At 44.1% G+C, this 14,216-nt stretch carries 13 protein-coding genes; 4 read left to right on the top strand and 9 right to left on the bottom strand.

What is annotated here, in order from left to right:
- The first annotated feature begins 38 nt into the window (after positions 1 to 38).
- On the top strand, positions 39 to 743 hold the full coding sequence (locus JWG45_RS11270) for a hypothetical protein (protein WP_205279804.1): 705 nt from the start codon (positions 39 to 41) through the stop codon (positions 741 to 743).
- The gene (locus JWG45_RS11265; protein ID WP_205279805.1) at positions 740 to 1,165 is read left to right on the top strand and encodes a lipoprotein; all 426 of its coding nucleotides are present in this window, start codon (positions 740 to 742) and stop codon (positions 1,163 to 1,165) included. The genes JWG45_RS11270 and JWG45_RS11265 overlap by 4 nt, the downstream gene beginning before the upstream one ends.
- Positions 1,166 to 2,034: 869 nt before the next feature.
- Here the strand turns inward: JWG45_RS11265 and mpl17 are convergent.
- The 7 genes from mpl17 to JWG45_RS11230 form a co-directional block, all read right to left on the bottom strand.
- Positions 2,035 to 2,430, bottom strand: a complete 396-nt coding sequence (gene mpl17 / locus JWG45_RS11260; RefSeq protein ID WP_205279806.1) for a cell surface protein MPL17 — start codon at positions 2,428 to 2,430, stop codon at positions 2,035 to 2,037.
- Between the two features lie 128 nt (positions 2,431 to 2,558).
- Positions 2,559 to 3,128 carry a Uma2 family endonuclease gene (locus JWG45_RS11255; protein WP_205279807.1) on the bottom strand — a complete coding sequence of 190 codons (570 nt, stop codon included), beginning with the start codon at positions 3,126 to 3,128 and terminating at the stop codon, positions 2,559 to 2,561.
- A gap of 422 nt (positions 3,129 to 3,550) precedes the next feature.
- Positions 3,551 to 4,042, bottom strand: a complete 492-nt coding sequence (locus JWG45_RS11250) for a YajQ family cyclic di-GMP-binding protein (RefSeq protein ID WP_118970186.1) — start codon at positions 4,040 to 4,042, stop codon at positions 3,551 to 3,553.
- A complete protein-coding gene (gene alaS, locus JWG45_RS11245; RefSeq protein ID WP_205279826.1) occupies positions 4,039 to 6,804 on the bottom strand; it encodes an alanine--tRNA ligase in 2,766 nt (921 codons plus the stop codon). The genes JWG45_RS11250 and alaS overlap by 4 nt, the downstream gene beginning before the upstream one ends.
- Before the next feature lie 87 nt (positions 6,805 to 6,891).
- Positions 6,892 to 7,296 carry a 30S ribosomal protein S9 gene (gene rpsI, locus JWG45_RS11240; RefSeq protein WP_205279809.1) on the bottom strand — a complete coding sequence of 135 codons (405 nt, stop codon included), beginning with the start codon at positions 7,294 to 7,296 and terminating at the stop codon, positions 6,892 to 6,894.
- 16 nt (positions 7,297 to 7,312) lie between these two features.
- On the bottom strand, positions 7,313 to 7,762 hold the full coding sequence (gene rplM, locus JWG45_RS11235) for a 50S ribosomal protein L13 (protein ID WP_069608081.1): 450 nt from the start codon (positions 7,760 to 7,762) through the stop codon (positions 7,313 to 7,315).
- Between the two features lie 830 nt (positions 7,763 to 8,592).
- On the bottom strand, positions 8,593 to 9,222 hold the full coding sequence (locus JWG45_RS11230; protein ID WP_205279810.1) for a YceI family protein: 630 nt from the start codon (positions 9,220 to 9,222) through the stop codon (positions 8,593 to 8,595).
- 41 nt (positions 9,223 to 9,263) lie between these two features.
- Here JWG45_RS11230 and JWG45_RS11225 point away from each other — a divergent pair, with 41 nt between their 5' ends.
- Complete coding sequence (locus JWG45_RS11225; protein WP_205279811.1) at positions 9,264 to 10,196, top strand: thiamine-phosphate kinase; 933 nt, start codon at positions 9,264 to 9,266, stop codon at positions 10,194 to 10,196.
- A gap of 77 nt (positions 10,197 to 10,273) precedes the next feature.
- Here the strand turns inward: JWG45_RS11225 and JWG45_RS11220 are convergent, their stop codons facing one another.
- Positions 10,274 to 10,834, bottom strand: a complete 561-nt coding sequence (locus JWG45_RS11220; protein WP_205279812.1) for a DUF2878 family protein — start codon at positions 10,832 to 10,834, stop codon at positions 10,274 to 10,276.
- Positions 10,835 to 12,165: 1,331 nt separating this feature from the next.
- Positions 12,166 to 12,573 (bottom strand): hypothetical protein, encoded by a 408-nt coding sequence (locus JWG45_RS11215; RefSeq protein ID WP_205279813.1) that lies wholly within the window; start codon positions 12,571 to 12,573, stop codon positions 12,166 to 12,168.
- A 622-nt stretch (positions 12,574 to 13,195) separates the two neighbouring features.
- Between JWG45_RS11215 and JWG45_RS11210 the strand changes: the two genes are divergently transcribed.
- Positions 13,196 to 14,188 (top strand): alpha/beta hydrolase, encoded by a 993-nt coding sequence (locus JWG45_RS11210; protein ID WP_205279814.1) that lies wholly within the window; start codon positions 13,196 to 13,198, stop codon positions 14,186 to 14,188.
- Positions 14,189 to 14,216 lie beyond the last annotated feature (28 nt).

The raw sequence follows: 14,216 nt of genomic DNA, 5'->3' as shown, positions 1-14,216 counted from the left end.
CTGCTTCCTTTTACTTCCGATCGGGAAATGATTGTCTCATGCGGTCTTACCATCTGTTTTTAGGAATCGCGATTTTATTCTTCTTTTCCTGCGTTCCCGCGGATCCGGAATACAGACAGAAGGTTTTGGAAAACGTAAAGGACACAGGTTTTATTTCCCGAGAATTCTTTCAGATTCTTGTCAAAGTTTCTCTTCCAACCAAGGACGTAGGAATTTTAGAATTGAGAAAACAGTGTAGAAAGATCGCGGAAACAAAAAGAGACGAAATGGCGGTATCGATTCTTATCAAGGAAATCCGAGAGAACGATAGTCGTTACGGAAGCCTTCAATCGGACCCGACAAACAACAATACCAACCCGGCCCTTCCTTCTCAGATTTCGAATACGACCGGGGTAAGCGCCACACCCGGAGGAGTTGCGGTTTCGGGGACTTCCGCCAACACTTCGAATCAGACCTTCAATCCCTATGCGTCTTCGACTAGTACTTCCGCGAACTCTTCGTTTCCCGATCCCAGGGCCGCAGAAAGAGAAAAGGAGAAAGCCAAACTTTTAGGCCAAGACGTTTTGCTTTACAGAGGAACCTTTGCGTGGTTTTTAAATTCCATGTTTCTTTTTCGGGAAGACTATAGCGACCCCGCGAATTGTACTTTCATTTATAGAAATATTCAGAAAGATTTGTATGCGAACGTGATACGAAAGGGAATTCAACCGATCTCTAAACAAGAAACGCCGGAGGCTCCATGAGACTTGTTTTTTTCTGCATCCTATCGATCTTATTCTTCATCGAATGTTCTTCCGGTGCGAGGAAACCCGTTGAAAATGGAAGGGAAGAATCCACGACCACGGTTCAAGAAGAATCGAACTCGAACTCTGCGGACGAATACATCAAGGCGGCCGAAGGTTTTATCAACGGAGATACGTTTCAAGTAGTCATCTCGTCTTTGGAAGGAAGTCAGGAAAACGCACAGGACCTAGCCCGCAAAAGAGCGATCAATCTTTTGATCGCCGAAAAAGGGGAAACGTTTCGTTCTTCCGATAAAATCGTCATCAAAGAACTGGTCGAGACCAAGGGAAAGATCGTCAAGTCATCGGGTGCGATTCATGGAAAGACCTACTTTCTGTTTCAGGTCCAATCTCCCGGTTTGAAATCCTCTTTGAAAAGATAAGCTCTAATCGATCTCGACTCGCGGTTGGAAATTCTGTCCGACGATCGACGTTTTTTTCAAACGAACTTTTCCGAGACGGTCCAGACTCTCCTCGACTTTCAAATCGATTGTATCGGAAAAATTGACCTTAAAAATTTTAATAAAGGAAGTATCCTCCTTTTAGATCGACAATCGCAAACATATTAGAATTTTATGTTTCTTTTATGAACCCTCCCACCAGCGATCGACTGTAAAACATCCTTCTCTGGATTTCAATTTTGATTTTTCTAAACGATGTTACCGATGCAGATTCCGGTCATTTTCATCCGCCCCTCGAAAACGAGGGATACAATGAGGCGGACTCGATGATCGGCATTCTCGTCGCGTTGCCCTCCGAATCTCAAAATTCAAACTCGAACGAACCGCGGCTAACGGACGACTCGGATCCAAAAAAACGAAGTCGTCCTCAAACAGGGGAAACTTCGGAAAGAATTCCCTTAAAATTTCAAAGGGCATTTACAAAATCACGAGTGACACGGTGGAGTTTTCTTGGATCAGAGAGAATTCTGATTTTGCAAAATCGATACGAGACGAAATTTGAATCCGAAACGGTTTTTTCTTGGAGGCAACCGTTGTTATCTAGGAACGGAGCCAAAGGAGAAGAGGAAGAAAAGGAATCTTTCACCTTTTAGAAGGAACCTTGTTGCTCGGAAAAGAAGATTCGAAAAATCGAGAGTGTTTTTTCGGGGAAAGTTTTCGATTTCAAAATATCCTTTTTCTCCGAAAACTTTCCGGGCTTTTAAAATCGTGCTTTGGGCATTTCCCAAGACGAACCGTTTCTCGGAGCGAAAACATCCTTTCCAAAGAAAGGATGTTTCAGGACTGCAACGTTACTGAATGATTTCCACTTGTTGGATCTTTCCGGGGATGCAGATATTCTTGTCGAAGTTACAGTAGTAGATCTTACCGTGAATTTCCAAATCCCCTTTTCCAGTCACCGTAAGCTGAATCGGATCGACCGAAGCAAGGTATTCCTTTTTCTTTTCGGAAGTTTTTCCTTTCACCGTCAGATTCGCTTTCTCCACCTTTACGCCCTTACCCGCGTTGAGAAGAATCTTATGAGGCGCGTCTTTTTGAATTCCGAAATTGGACGGATGAACGATTTTTAAGAGATAAGAATTTCCAAAACTTTTCTCCAGTTTGAACTTCACCGGACTTTCCTCTTCGGCAAAAACTCCGAAGGAAACACAACTTAAAAGAACAGTGGCGAGGATAAAATTTTTCATACTAGTTTGACCAATTTGTCCGAGGATTTGTTTTAGAAAAGGATTCTTCACTTCTCTAAAAGTTAGACCTCCGACTCCACGAAATCTTGCGCCTATTTCTTGAGAAATCCCGGAAAACGAAACAGGAATTAAATTTGAAACTGGCTGATGGAATCCGGTTTTCCGAAGATCCTTTCCAACTCCACGGAAAAGTTTTTGAGAAGAACGGAAGAGATGGATCCGGAAGTCGCCGACGCAAAGAGTTTAAAACCGGATTCTCCATTGGAAAAAATCTCGATCGATCTTTCCATCGGATCCAAAATCCAGTATTCCTTGACCCCGTGTTTTTCGTAGAGTTTCTTCTTCGTCTTAAGATCGTGATACGCGTTCCCTTCGGAGAGAATTTCGGCGACCCAATCGGGGGCGCCTTCCACCCGAGTTCTTTGGATGATAGAACTTCGTTCCTTTGATATAAAAATCAGGTCGGGTTGAACGACGTTGTGTTCGTCTAACAGGACATCGATGGGAGAAGCAAGGGCAATGCCGTTTTGATTTTTTCTTACAAACTGCATTAGATAAAAATGAAGCTCGCCGGAAATTCTTTGATGCTCGGGAATCGGAGCTGGAACCATAAATATTTCACCATCCAAAAGTTCGGCCAAGGTTCCTTCCGGAAGTTTGGCGAGATCTTTATCCGTTTTGATTTCGGTCATTGGCATAGTGAGAACTCATTCTTAGATTGGGTTTGAAGCCGGAACAGTTCAGCCTCTTTTTGAGATCAGATTTTGTATCATCCACGATCGAATGTCAACCGAATCTCGGAATGAGTTTGGTCGGAGTAGAAGTTTTTGAGAAATTTATTTTCTTTCGATTCTCGTCTACCCCGATTGTTTATCGAGTCGGATTCAAATGGAAATATTCTCATTCGTTTTTCGAAGGAAGTTTGCAAAAGAATTCTCCAAAATAAAAACTCAGGATGCAATTCTCCTCTTTCCGAGATTTGGACCGAACTCGGACTTCAAAAGAACGGATTGGAAAGGTTGAAAGTCTAACGGAGCAAACGGCGAAGGTTTTGATTTTATGAAAATCGAGGAAAAGACCACACGAGGAATGTTCGAGAACAAACCTCGGTGAAACGATTTTATTTGTAGTTCGTAAATTGAACGTCGAAGGGAAGATCGGAAGTTTTTAAAAGATGAATCACTTCTTGAAGATCGTCTTTTTTCTTTCCGACGACACGAACCGATTCTCCCATGATGGTCACGTTGACCTTGAGTTTGGAATCCTTGATCAACCTCGTGACTTCCTTGGTCTGTTCCTTTTCCATTCCTTTTCGGATTTTGACTTTCATACGAACGGTTCCACCGGTCGCAGGTTCGATCTTGGATTTGAAATCGAAATTCTTCAGACCGATTCCGCGTTTCGCCATCTTGGAAACCAAAACGTCGATGACACTTTCGAGTTTTCCTTCGTTATCGGAAGTAAGAATCAGTTGTTCTTCTTCGAGTTGGATATCGGATTTGGAACCCTTAAAATCAAAACGGGTTTTGATTTCTCCGAGAGCCTGTGTGACCGCGTTGATCAGTTCGGGTCTGCTGATTTCGGAAACTACGTCGAAGGATGGATCGCTCATATTCTTTCTCCACTTAAGATTTGTTTTGCTTCTTTGACCGCGGCGGAAATCGCAGAATCCAGATTCTGAATATCCTTTCCACCACCCTGAGCCATGTCCGGCTTTCCGCCGCCCTTACCGCCTAACGCCGTGCAAGCCGCCTTTACGAGATTCCCACAATGAATTCCCTTGGAGGTCAACTCGGGGGAACAGGTGACCACAACGCTCGCGCTTTCCGAAGTTTTACTTCCAAGGATCACGAGAAGATTTTTTTCCCTGACCTTGAGATTATCGGAAAGTCCTTTGAGAGAACTTGGATCCTTGTCTTCGAAGATTGCGGAAAGAATTTTCCCGGCGCCCGTATCGGTTGCGGAAGCAAAGACGGATTCGATGACGGAAGCATTGTTTTCAAAGTCTCTGGACTCGAAGGATTTCTTAGCTTTTAGAAAAAGAGAAGTATTCTCTTCTATCTTCTGTGCGATCGTTTCGGAAAGGTCTCGGAAAAAAGTGACTGCGGTGGCGCCTTCTCTTTCGAACTTTCCGCGGATCTCCGTCGGACCCGGAATTTCACCGGTGATCCAAAGATTCTTTCCTTCTTCGCCTAACTCCGATTTGATTTTTAGATTTAGGTTTTGAACGGCTTCGGTGAGTTCGGCGAAACGATTTTGGAACGTCTCGATGACCGCTGGTCCGCAGACCCCTTCGATACGACGGTTTCCGGCCCCCGGAGAAGATTCTTTTTTGATAAAGAAGAATCCGATTTCTCCGGTATGTGTAACGTGAGTTCCTCCGCAGAATTCTAAGGAAGCGTCTCCCATCTGAACGACTCTTACCTTGTCTCCGTATTTTTCTCCGAAGGTCGCGACGGCGCCGGTTTTTTTAGCCTCGTCGATCGCGAGTTCTTTGGTTTCAACGCCGAAGTTTTTACGAATCGATTCGTTGACCCAGGATTCTATCTTGCGAATTTCTTCGTGAGTCAGAGCGGAAGGATGAGAAAAATCAAAACGAAGATATTCCGGAGAAACGATCGAACCTTTTTGAAGGACGTGATCGCCGAGTAAATTGCGAAGCGCACCGTTTAAGAGGTGAGTCCCCGAGTGATGAAAGCGAAGTCTTTCTCTTCGAAGCGGCTCCACTTCCGCATCCAGATCCTGGCCTGTGGAGAATTCTCCGCTCAAGACTTCTCCGAAGTGAATGATGACGTCGTTCTCTTTTTGTGTGTCGAGAACCTTGAAGACATTCTTTCCGTTTCGTAAGAATCCGGTGTCGCCGACTTGTCCCCCACCTTCCGGATAAAAAGGCGTTTTGTTTAAAACGATGGCGCCCGCCTGACCTTCTTTGAGAACGGAAGTCGGTTTATGATCAAAGAATAAATGTGTAATATTCCCTTTTTCGAATAGAGAAGAATAACCTAAAAACTCGGTCTTTTCGACGTTGAGTCCGGTCATCAAAGAAACCTTGTGGACCTTCCAGGATTCTCTGGAAAATTGTCTGTCCTTTTCCAATTCTTCTTGAAAGCCTTTTTTGTCGAAGGAGAGGTCGTGTTCCGCAACGATTTCTTCGGTCATCTCCGCAGGAAAACCGTACGTTCCATAAAGTAAGAATGCGTCCGCACCGGAAAAGACCGCTTGACCGGAAGATTTTGTTTTATGAACGAGAGTTTCTATCTTCTCGAGCCCAAGTTCCAGAGTTTTGTGAAAGAGTTCCTCTTCCGCGAGAATCGTTTTTTTCAGTGATGCCGAATTCTTTGCGAGTTCCGGATAACGGCCTTGATAGATTTCGATGACCTTGTCCACGAGTTTGTAGAGAAAGGGTTCGTTGAAATTCAACTTTCTTCCGAAGAGCGTAGCTCGACGGATCAAACGGCGAATCACGTATCCTCTTCCGGTTCGATCCGGATAGATTCCATCCCCGATTGAAAAGAGAACCGAGCGAATATGATCGGTCACAACTCGAAAGGGAGTTTTGTTTTCGGAAGAATACTTGAGACCGGATAATTCTTCGTAAAAGGAAATGATCTTCCGAAGTTCGTCCGTATCGTAGACAGAATCCACGTTTTGTAATAACAACGCGACGCGTTCGAGTCCGGAGCCCGTATCGATCCCGGTTTGTTTGAGAGGGTGAAGATTCCCTTCGGTGTCCTGGTTGAATTGATTGAAGACTATATTCCAAAATTCTAAAAAACGATCGCAGTCGCATCCGGGTTTGCAGGTTCCGCTGGTCGCACAATCCGGTCCGCCCTTCTCCACTCCACGGTCGAGATAGAGTTCGGAACAAGGTCCGCAGGCACCGCTGTCTCCGGCAGGTCCCCAGAAATTGTCCTTTTTTCCGAGACGCGTTATGCGCTCTTTAGGAATTCCTTTTCCCAACCAGATTTTTTCTGCCTCGTCGTCGTCGGTGTAAACGGTAACCCAGATTTTTTCCTTATCAAAGCCGAGATGATTCACCGAACAATCGAGCGCGTATTCAATGGCTTCTTCTTTGAAATAATCTCCAAAGCTGAAATTTCCGAGCATCTCGAAGAAGGTACAATGCCTTTCGGTTCTTCCTACAACTTCGAGGTCGGTGGTCCGGAGGCATTTTTGACAAGAGGTCGCTCTGGTGTAGGGAAGTTCCACGGCTCCGGTGAAGAAGGGTTTGAACTGAACCATCCCGGCGGTCGTGAAGAGAAGCGTGGGATCTCCCGCGGGAAGAAGGGAAGAAGACGGAACTACGCTGTGAGACTTATCTTTGAAGTAGTTTAAGAAAATTTCGCGGATTTCCGCTACGGATTGGCGTTTCATGATACCTCTAAAATCAAAAAATGCCTGAAGCTCTCGGACGAAAGAGATTCAGGCATTTCAAAAACGAAATGAAATGAAAAAAGAAACTTAACGTTTGGAGAACTGTGTTCCTCTTCTCGCTTTGTGAAGACCGTATTTCTTTCTTTCCACCATTCTTGGATCCCGAGTTAGGAATCCTTCTTTTTTAACGGCTGGACGGAACTCCGGTTTGATTCTGCAGATCGCTCTTGCGAGTGCGTGACGAATCGCGCCGACTTGTCCAGTGATTCCCCCGCCGGAAACATTTAAGTTGAGATCATACTTATCGGTTACGTTCAGGAGAGTCAGAGGGCGAATCGCTTCGTCAATGATAGATTTGCGGTTTTGAAGATATTCTTTGATATCTTTGTGGTTTACGGTAATTTTACCGGAACCTTCTTTGATTTTTACGCGGGCAACGGAGGTTTTTCTTCTTCCTACTGCCCAGATTTCTTTTGCTGCTGCGGGTGCCATTCTTAAATCGGTCTCCTTAGAATTCCAGTTTCACAGGCTTTTGCGCCTGGAGGTTGTGTTCAGCGCCCGGAAAAATTTTGCAATGGGTGAGCATTTTGTCTCCGAGTTTGCTCTTAGGAAGCATTCCCTTTACAGCCTCGTAGATGATCTTTTCCGGCTGTTTTGCGATGAGATCTTTGAAAGAAGTTTCAGTCATCCCACCCGGATAACGAGAGTGGTGATAATACTTCTTCTGAGTTTCTTTGTTACCGGTTACTTTCACTTTAGAAGCATTGATAACAATGATGTTGTCTCCACAATCTTGGTTCGGAGTAAAAGTTGCTTTGTGTTTTCCGCGAAGTCTTGCGGCAATCCCGGAGACAAGTCTTCCGAGGGTTTTTCCTTCCGCATCCACTACGAACCAGCCTTTGACGGCATTTTCTTTCGTAAGAGAAGGAGTTTTATGTGCTTTTGATAATACTGACATGAAAATCGTCCTGTAGGAGCCAGATTTTCGCTCTGACCCCCAAAGTCAAGAAAAAAGAACCGAATTACCGGAAAGGAAGCGTTTTAGAAAAAGGAAGGTCTTCCGTCCCTTGAGGATTTGTGAGAGTTCCTACTTTTTTCCTTCTCTCCTTGAGAACAAGGAGGTTTCTTTTTTGACGCGGGGCGATTCGCTCGCAGATCCGTTTTTACAAAAGGCTCGCGACTGCGCTTTTCGCTCCAATTCCTTTGGAATTTCCGCTTCAATCGCGATCGCGGAAGTTTTTTCCGGAGAGAAAAAGGTTTCTTTCGAAAAAACCTCGGAAACAAAATGTGAGAGTTCCTACTTTTTCAAAAAGAGAAAATTCCAGAACTCAAAAACCGTGGAGTTCCCACGAAGATTGGTGGTTCCAACGATTGCGTGAGATCTTACCTACGTTTCTAAAAGTAGGAACTCCTCCTTTCAGAGGCCTCATTCGGGAATTCTTTGAAATGGGAAGACCGACTTTGAAAAAGTCGGAACTACTTTTCCGGGGGAAGGAAGATTTCCGGAGCGAGGGACACTCAACTTTCACACTGTTTCCTCAACTCGGATCGTTTTTCACACCGCGATTGATCGGGCCAGTGGCCGCTCACTTATGTTCGCTGAACTAAAGCGCCACTGCTTCCTGAACTCAAGATCTCGTTCCCTATGGGTCACTCGATCGGGCACAACGGCCGGCACGAGAGCGTGAGAAGGAGGTAGCCGAAGCGCGGCACAGCCCGATCCCGCGAGTTCATTCAAAAAATCTAAATTTACCGTAGAACAAAACGCGGGAGCCACCCAAACTTTTTTTACTTACATTCGCTCTTGAGTTTAGTTGAGATCGTTAGATCCACGTCCGGCCAGAGTTTCGAAATTCCGTCCTTTCCTTTGTGAAGGTCATTGCAGACTTGGTTCAGGGCCTCCACCGAAGAAAGAGCTTTGAAATCTCCGAGTTCGATTTTGCTCGTTGCTTCGATCTGCGATTCTTCCGAGATGGAGAAGTTCACGTCGATTTTCTTCGTTACCCCATTGAACTGAAGTTGAATCACTCCCTTCCCCGCCTTCTTGTCGGAATTCAACTCTACGGATAATACCTTTCCTTCGATTTTTCCGTTTTTCTTCAGAGGAAAGAAAAATGCGGACTTAATCTTCGCGTCTCTCTCGTTGTTCCCGGAATTCACCGTATTCGGATCGATCGTAAATTTGAGTCCCTTCAAAGCTTTTTCCGGAGACTTCCCGGACGAAGTTCCGTCCACTTCAATCTTTTCGAAAGAACCTCCGACCCCGGTCTTCTCCGTAAACTTGAAAGCCTTCCACCCAAACTTCGTGGAAGAATGATCGTAAGTGTAAGAACAGTTTTTGTTTTTGGTCGCTTCTTCTGAAAATCCGGCGACAAATGGAAGGAGGATCAAAGAATAGAATAGAATGATTCGTTTCATAGTCTCTCAGACTGATCCGAAATCAAAGAAAGTCAAGATTTTTGAAGGAAAATTCGAATTTGAAAGAATCGGAAATCATCCGCGCACTCTATCCTCCCGAATCTTTACAGACTGACGACTGTTATCTGGACGAAGAAGGTCGGATCTACACGACGGATACGATCTGCGAAGGAACCCATTTCCGAATCGAATGGAGCGGCCCCAGAGAAATCGCTAAAAAACTCGTGGAAGTCAACGTCTCGGACATCGCCGCAGGAGGTGGAGTTCCCACAAAAGCATTCTTAAACCTTGGACTCAGCCCTGAATTCTCAAAAGAAGAATGGATTCTTCCTTTCTCGCAGTCTCTCGAAACAACTCTTTCTTCCTATGGAATCACACTTTGCGGAGGAGACACGTATCGCTCCCCTTCTCTCAATCTCACTCTTACTCTGGTCGGAACTTCAACCCTTCCCTGGAAACGTTCCGGCGGAAAGTTGGGCGACTTTCTCTATCTTTCCGGCGCCGTAGGTCTTTCTCAACTCGGTTATAAAATTCTGAACGAAGGCCTCTCAGTGCCGGAACCCCTCCGAAGTCTTTCTTTGGAAAAACATCTTTCACCGAAGGCCCGACTGAAAGTGGCCCAAGAACTCTCCCGAAACTTTCCGGTCTCGTCCTGTATGGATCTTACGGACGGTCTCCTCCAGGATCTTCCCAAACTCTCGGCGTCCTCCGAACTCGGCCTGGAAATCTTTCTGGAAAGAATTCCTTCTCCGGAGGGAATTCTTTCGTTTTTGAGTTTGGAAGAGGTCTTGAGTTCGGGAGAAGAATTGGAACTTCTCTTCTTGAGTCCCTTCGAACTCCCGAACACGTTAGCCGGAATATCAATCACAAAAATTGGTGCTACGACCGGAGCCTGGAAAGGAGTTCGATACTTCCAAAAAAACACCGAAAAGAATTTTGAACATTCTGGTTTTGAACACTTTGAACCGTCTTAATGGAGGATCGGATTTTCTATCCGGAGTTCCAAGATGCGTTTTTCTCTCAAAAAACTCTCCTTAAAGAATCCGCTTTTTTATCTTCTGATCCAAGGAACAAGATTCCAGATCAGAAACGCTCCGTGGAGATATAAACCGGGAAGCCAAATCGGAACCAGAAGAAAATCCGGTTGTGTATAATAAAAAAGGCCCGCCCGAGAAATCAATCCCTCCATCATAGCGCCTGCGATCGCAAGAAGAATAGAAAACAAACCCAGTTCTTTTCTATTCTCTGAAAAGAAGATTCTAAGAATCCAAAAAAACAAATAGATCGCCGCAAGCAATAAAGATTGATCTGCATAGACGCCGCTTGCAAAATAAACCCCCACAAACCAAAGGGTTGAAATCACGAAATCTTTTTTGTTAAATTCCCCGCTTTCTTTTCGAAAAAAGAAAGCGCCTAAATACATAAAGAAAGTTGCAAGCAAGAATTGAGGCGCCACCCACCAAGCTTGTCCCCATAATCCGGAATGAAAATACTTTAGAACTCCGTAATATACATGGATTTGATCGCAAGCGGCAAGTCCGATCGCACCTAAAACCAGGACTACGATTAACTTTCCCGGATTCTCTAAAATTCTCAGATTTAAAATCGGCATCAAATTCTCCTAAATTTTTTTTCCAACTTGTTTTTTTGCGGTGATTCTAATCGACTTTTCTCTCTCGCGCAACCCATTCCTGAAAATGGAAAAAGAATCCGCCGCTTTTTTGATCTTTCCGATTCGTTTTATCGATCGAATGAAACGAATCGAACCAAAAACGTTTCCATGGATTGATTCGTCTTGAAATTGTAAGGACAAAAGAGAACGTCTCTTCTCGATCCTACATAGAGCCGCAAATATTATAAAAAATCTCAACGCATGTTTGTGAAGGAATGAATGCCTTTGAGTGATGTTGTGTATCGAAGAATGCAATTCACACGAGTTATAAATTCCTATCGGTTGCAACCGGCGACCGGAAGAGAATCTCGGATTTGGCTTATTACAGATCGGACCGGGTTGAGATTCTAAGGAAAGTAATTTTAAGAAACCGACCTAGTAAGGAGCGTTTTGATTGTATGAATTTTCTCATTCGATTCTACAATTTGCTTCGATAGAGGGGTTCAAGTTGTTCTTTGAGAGTTTCGAATGTGCTTGAACTTTGAGTTCAAGCACAAAGTTGCCCCGGAATTTTTCAGCCAAGACTGCGTGCTCGACCTCCAGGGAAACAAGGCTGTTATTAGAGCCCGGCTTCCATCCAACTGGCTTCTCGATTCTTTACATTGGATCAAAAATCCAATACAAAAATTAAAATCCACATCGTAAGACGTTTTCTAAGCCGTTCCTTTTTTGATTCTTGAATCGAAAAAAAGGGAAATATATATTCAATTTCGTTAATTTGATTAGAATCTTAATTTTAAATATTCTAATTTTTTTAAGTATTTAGAAAGCCTCGGATACTTCTGTGAAAAAGAAACGGACGTAAGCTACCAGACATCGAAGAGAAATCTCTGGGACTTTTCCCGAACTCGTAAAACCCGCAAGGGGCTCCGGATCCAATCTATTTTCAAAAAAAATAGCGGAGGAATTCTTGCGACGTTTTAGATCTGCTTCCGGCGCGGATCTGAAAGTGTAGAAGACTCTAGATTCCACCGTGAAACCTTATCCAAAAGTTATCCGGACCCGGACGGAAATCTGTCGGAACTCCTACAATTCCACTGTGAAATTCGCGCGCCCCGCCCGATTTTCGGGTGGTGGGGTGGGTGGCGGAAAAATTCCGGCGACTTTCCTCTATCAAAAAATTATATTTTTTGCAAGTAAAAACTTCCTTGTAGGAATTCCTACAAAATCTCTCTTCTCGGGACGATTCTCATTGTATCTCCCTCTCAAATTGTTGGTACGGTTATAATTCCACCGGAAGGGGAACCGAGAATCACAAACGTAATATCGATTTATAGATTTTGGTTATAGGATTTACCTTGCAGCTTCCTATCCAAGATCCAAGAACTTCCGATAAGGATTACCGGTATCACTAAATAACTGATCGCGATTTCAGTAAAATAGGTGAAGGCGTTCATTTTAAAGCCGATGATAAACGCCAAAAGATCTGGCACAATACTCAAGACCAGCCAGAGAACGCTGGCGGAATAAGAATGTTTTTGAAAATCGGAGTTAACTGTTCTTAAATACAATCCCCAAAAAACAACAACCGTGAGCGCAAGAATAACCCCCAGAATCGATTTGAAGAAAAGTCGATTACTTCCAAGGAGTTGAAATAATGGAATCGCAAGAACGAACGGGATGACCCAAACGATAATCCCATAACTGAATATTCGGAACGTAAAGATTGATTGTCTCATAATTTTTCCAGAATTAAAAAAAGGATACAAATCTCATTCTATATTTTATTTCCGCAGCTTTTCCCAAACGGTGAGCAGGGTTCCTATAAAATCTGCCTTTCGCAAGACGGGATTTTCTTTGGGAAAGCATTTGTTGTTTCGGAGGCTTTTTATATTTGTGTGTTTATGCGAACTGCGCATAAACCCGAACAAGGCGACTTCAAGATCACGAACCAACTCCATCGCCGCGTTTACGCGAACTGCGTATAAACCCAAACATCGCAACTCCAAAATCACGAACCCACCCCATCGCCGCGTTTAGGCGAACTGCGTATAAACCCAAACAAGGCAACTCCAAAATCACGAACCACCCCCATCGCCGCGTTTAGGCGAACTGCGTATAAACCCGAACATCGCAACTCCAAAATCACGAACCAACTCCATCGCCGTGTTTAGGCGAACTGCGTATAAACCCAAACAAGGCAACTCCAGAATCACGAACCCACCCCATCGCCGTGTTTAGGCGAACTGCGTATAAACCCAAACAAGGCCTCCCCTTCAGAAATCCTTCGATTTATTTTAATTGCAGAGAAGGATCCGATCGGTTGAATTGTTCCATCCGAACAGAGAGGGGAAAAGAGAAATGAAGATACTTAAGTGGGCGCTTGGAATATTGGGAGCTTTCTCCCTTTTCCTTGTAGTAACTTTTTATGCGGAGATTCCTAAATACGAATACAAACCGACCCCTTTGCATTCCGACTTTGAAACGTATTATAAGGAAAAACTTCAGATCAGTCTTTCTAAAAAAGCGAGACCCGGAAACGAAGAAAAACTTGTTCGTTATTCTCCCGGAAAAACCGAAGTAGCCATTCTTTACATTCACGGCTTCGGGGCTTCCCGGGCGGAGGGCGAAGAAGTAACGGATAAACTTGCAAAAGATCTCAAAGCGAATCTCTATTATGTTCGTCTTCCCGGACACGGAACTAACTTAGAAGATCACAGAGATACAAGTTTTGATCAGATCATCCAAGACGCGGAAACCGCCTTTTTGGAAGCGGAGAAACTCGGAAAAAAAACGATTCTGATCGGAACCAGCATGGGCGGTTTGATCTCCACCTATTTAGCAGCAAAATATCCCGAGAAAGTTCATGTCCTGATTTTAGCATCCCCTTTTTACGATTTCACAAATCCATTGGGAGGGCTCTATCAATTCTCTTGGGGAAAAGAATTCGGACATCTTCTTCTTGGAAAAATTAGAAAGTCGACAGACGAACAAAAAAGAGATCCCGCGAGCGCATTCTGGTATCGAGATCAGTATCTCGCTGCGGTTCAAAACGTCTCCGACTTAAAGGAATTCGTCCTCAACACGGACCCTTTTTCAAAAATAACCTCTCCCGTCTTGATGTTCTATTATTATAAGAACGATCAGGAACAAGACAAATCGGCCTCCGTTAAATCGATGTTAAACGCTTTTGAAAGGATTCAGAAGAATGGAAAAGCGAACCCTCTAAATAAAGCGGTTCGACTCGAAGTCGGCGATCACGTCCTTTTTTCGAAATATATGGTGAGCGATAAGGAGAAAATTCTCAAAGAAACGGAGGATTTTATCGGAAAGGTATTATTGGAAACAAAATAAACCTAATTTCAAAACGAATTTCTATCCT

Source organism: Leptospira ainlahdjerensis (assembly GCF_016919175.1).
In the GTDB taxonomy this organism is placed as follows: Bacteria; Spirochaetota; Leptospiria; order Leptospirales; family Leptospiraceae; genus Leptospira; species Leptospira ainlahdjerensis.
The sequence above is the reverse complement of the archived record's forward strand: the minus strand, read 5'-3'. Positions and strand labels throughout refer to the sequence as shown.

Coding starts and splice junctions, on each gene's coding strand:
- JWG45_RS11270 (WP_205279804.1), top strand. CDS start 39: ATGCGGTCTTACCATCTGTTTTTAGGAATCGCGATTTTATTCTTCTTT.
- JWG45_RS11265 (WP_205279805.1), top strand. CDS start 740: ATGAGACTTGTTTTTTTCTGCATCCTATCGATCTTATTCTTCATCGAA.
- mpl17 (WP_205279806.1), bottom strand. CDS start 2,430: ATGAAAAATTTTATCCTCGCCACTGTTCTTTTAAGTTGTGTTTCCTTC.
- JWG45_RS11255 (WP_205279807.1), bottom strand. CDS start 3,128: ATGCCAATGACCGAAATCAAAACGGATAAAGATCTCGCCAAACTTCCG.
- JWG45_RS11250 (WP_118970186.1), bottom strand. CDS start 4,042: ATGAGCGATCCATCCTTCGACGTAGTTTCCGAAATCAGCAGACCCGAA.
- alaS (WP_205279826.1), bottom strand. CDS start 6,804: ATGAAACGCCAATCCGTAGCGGAAATCCGCGAAATTTTCTTAAACTAC.
- rpsI (WP_205279809.1), bottom strand. CDS start 7,296: ATGGCACCCGCAGCAGCAAAAGAAATCTGGGCAGTAGGAAGAAGAAAA.
- rplM (WP_069608081.1), bottom strand. CDS start 7,762: ATGTCAGTATTATCAAAAGCACATAAAACTCCTTCTCTTACGAAAGAA.
- JWG45_RS11230 (WP_205279810.1), bottom strand. CDS start 9,222: ATGAAACGAATCATTCTATTCTATTCTTTGATCCTCCTTCCATTTGTC.
- JWG45_RS11220 (WP_205279812.1), bottom strand. CDS start 10,834: ATGCCGATTTTAAATCTGAGAATTTTAGAGAATCCGGGAAAGTTAATC.
- JWG45_RS11215 (WP_205279813.1), bottom strand. CDS start 12,573: ATGAGACAATCAATCTTTACGTTCCGAATATTCAGTTATGGGATTATC.
- JWG45_RS11210 (WP_205279814.1), top strand. CDS start 13,196: ATGAAGATACTTAAGTGGGCGCTTGGAATATTGGGAGCTTTCTCCCTT.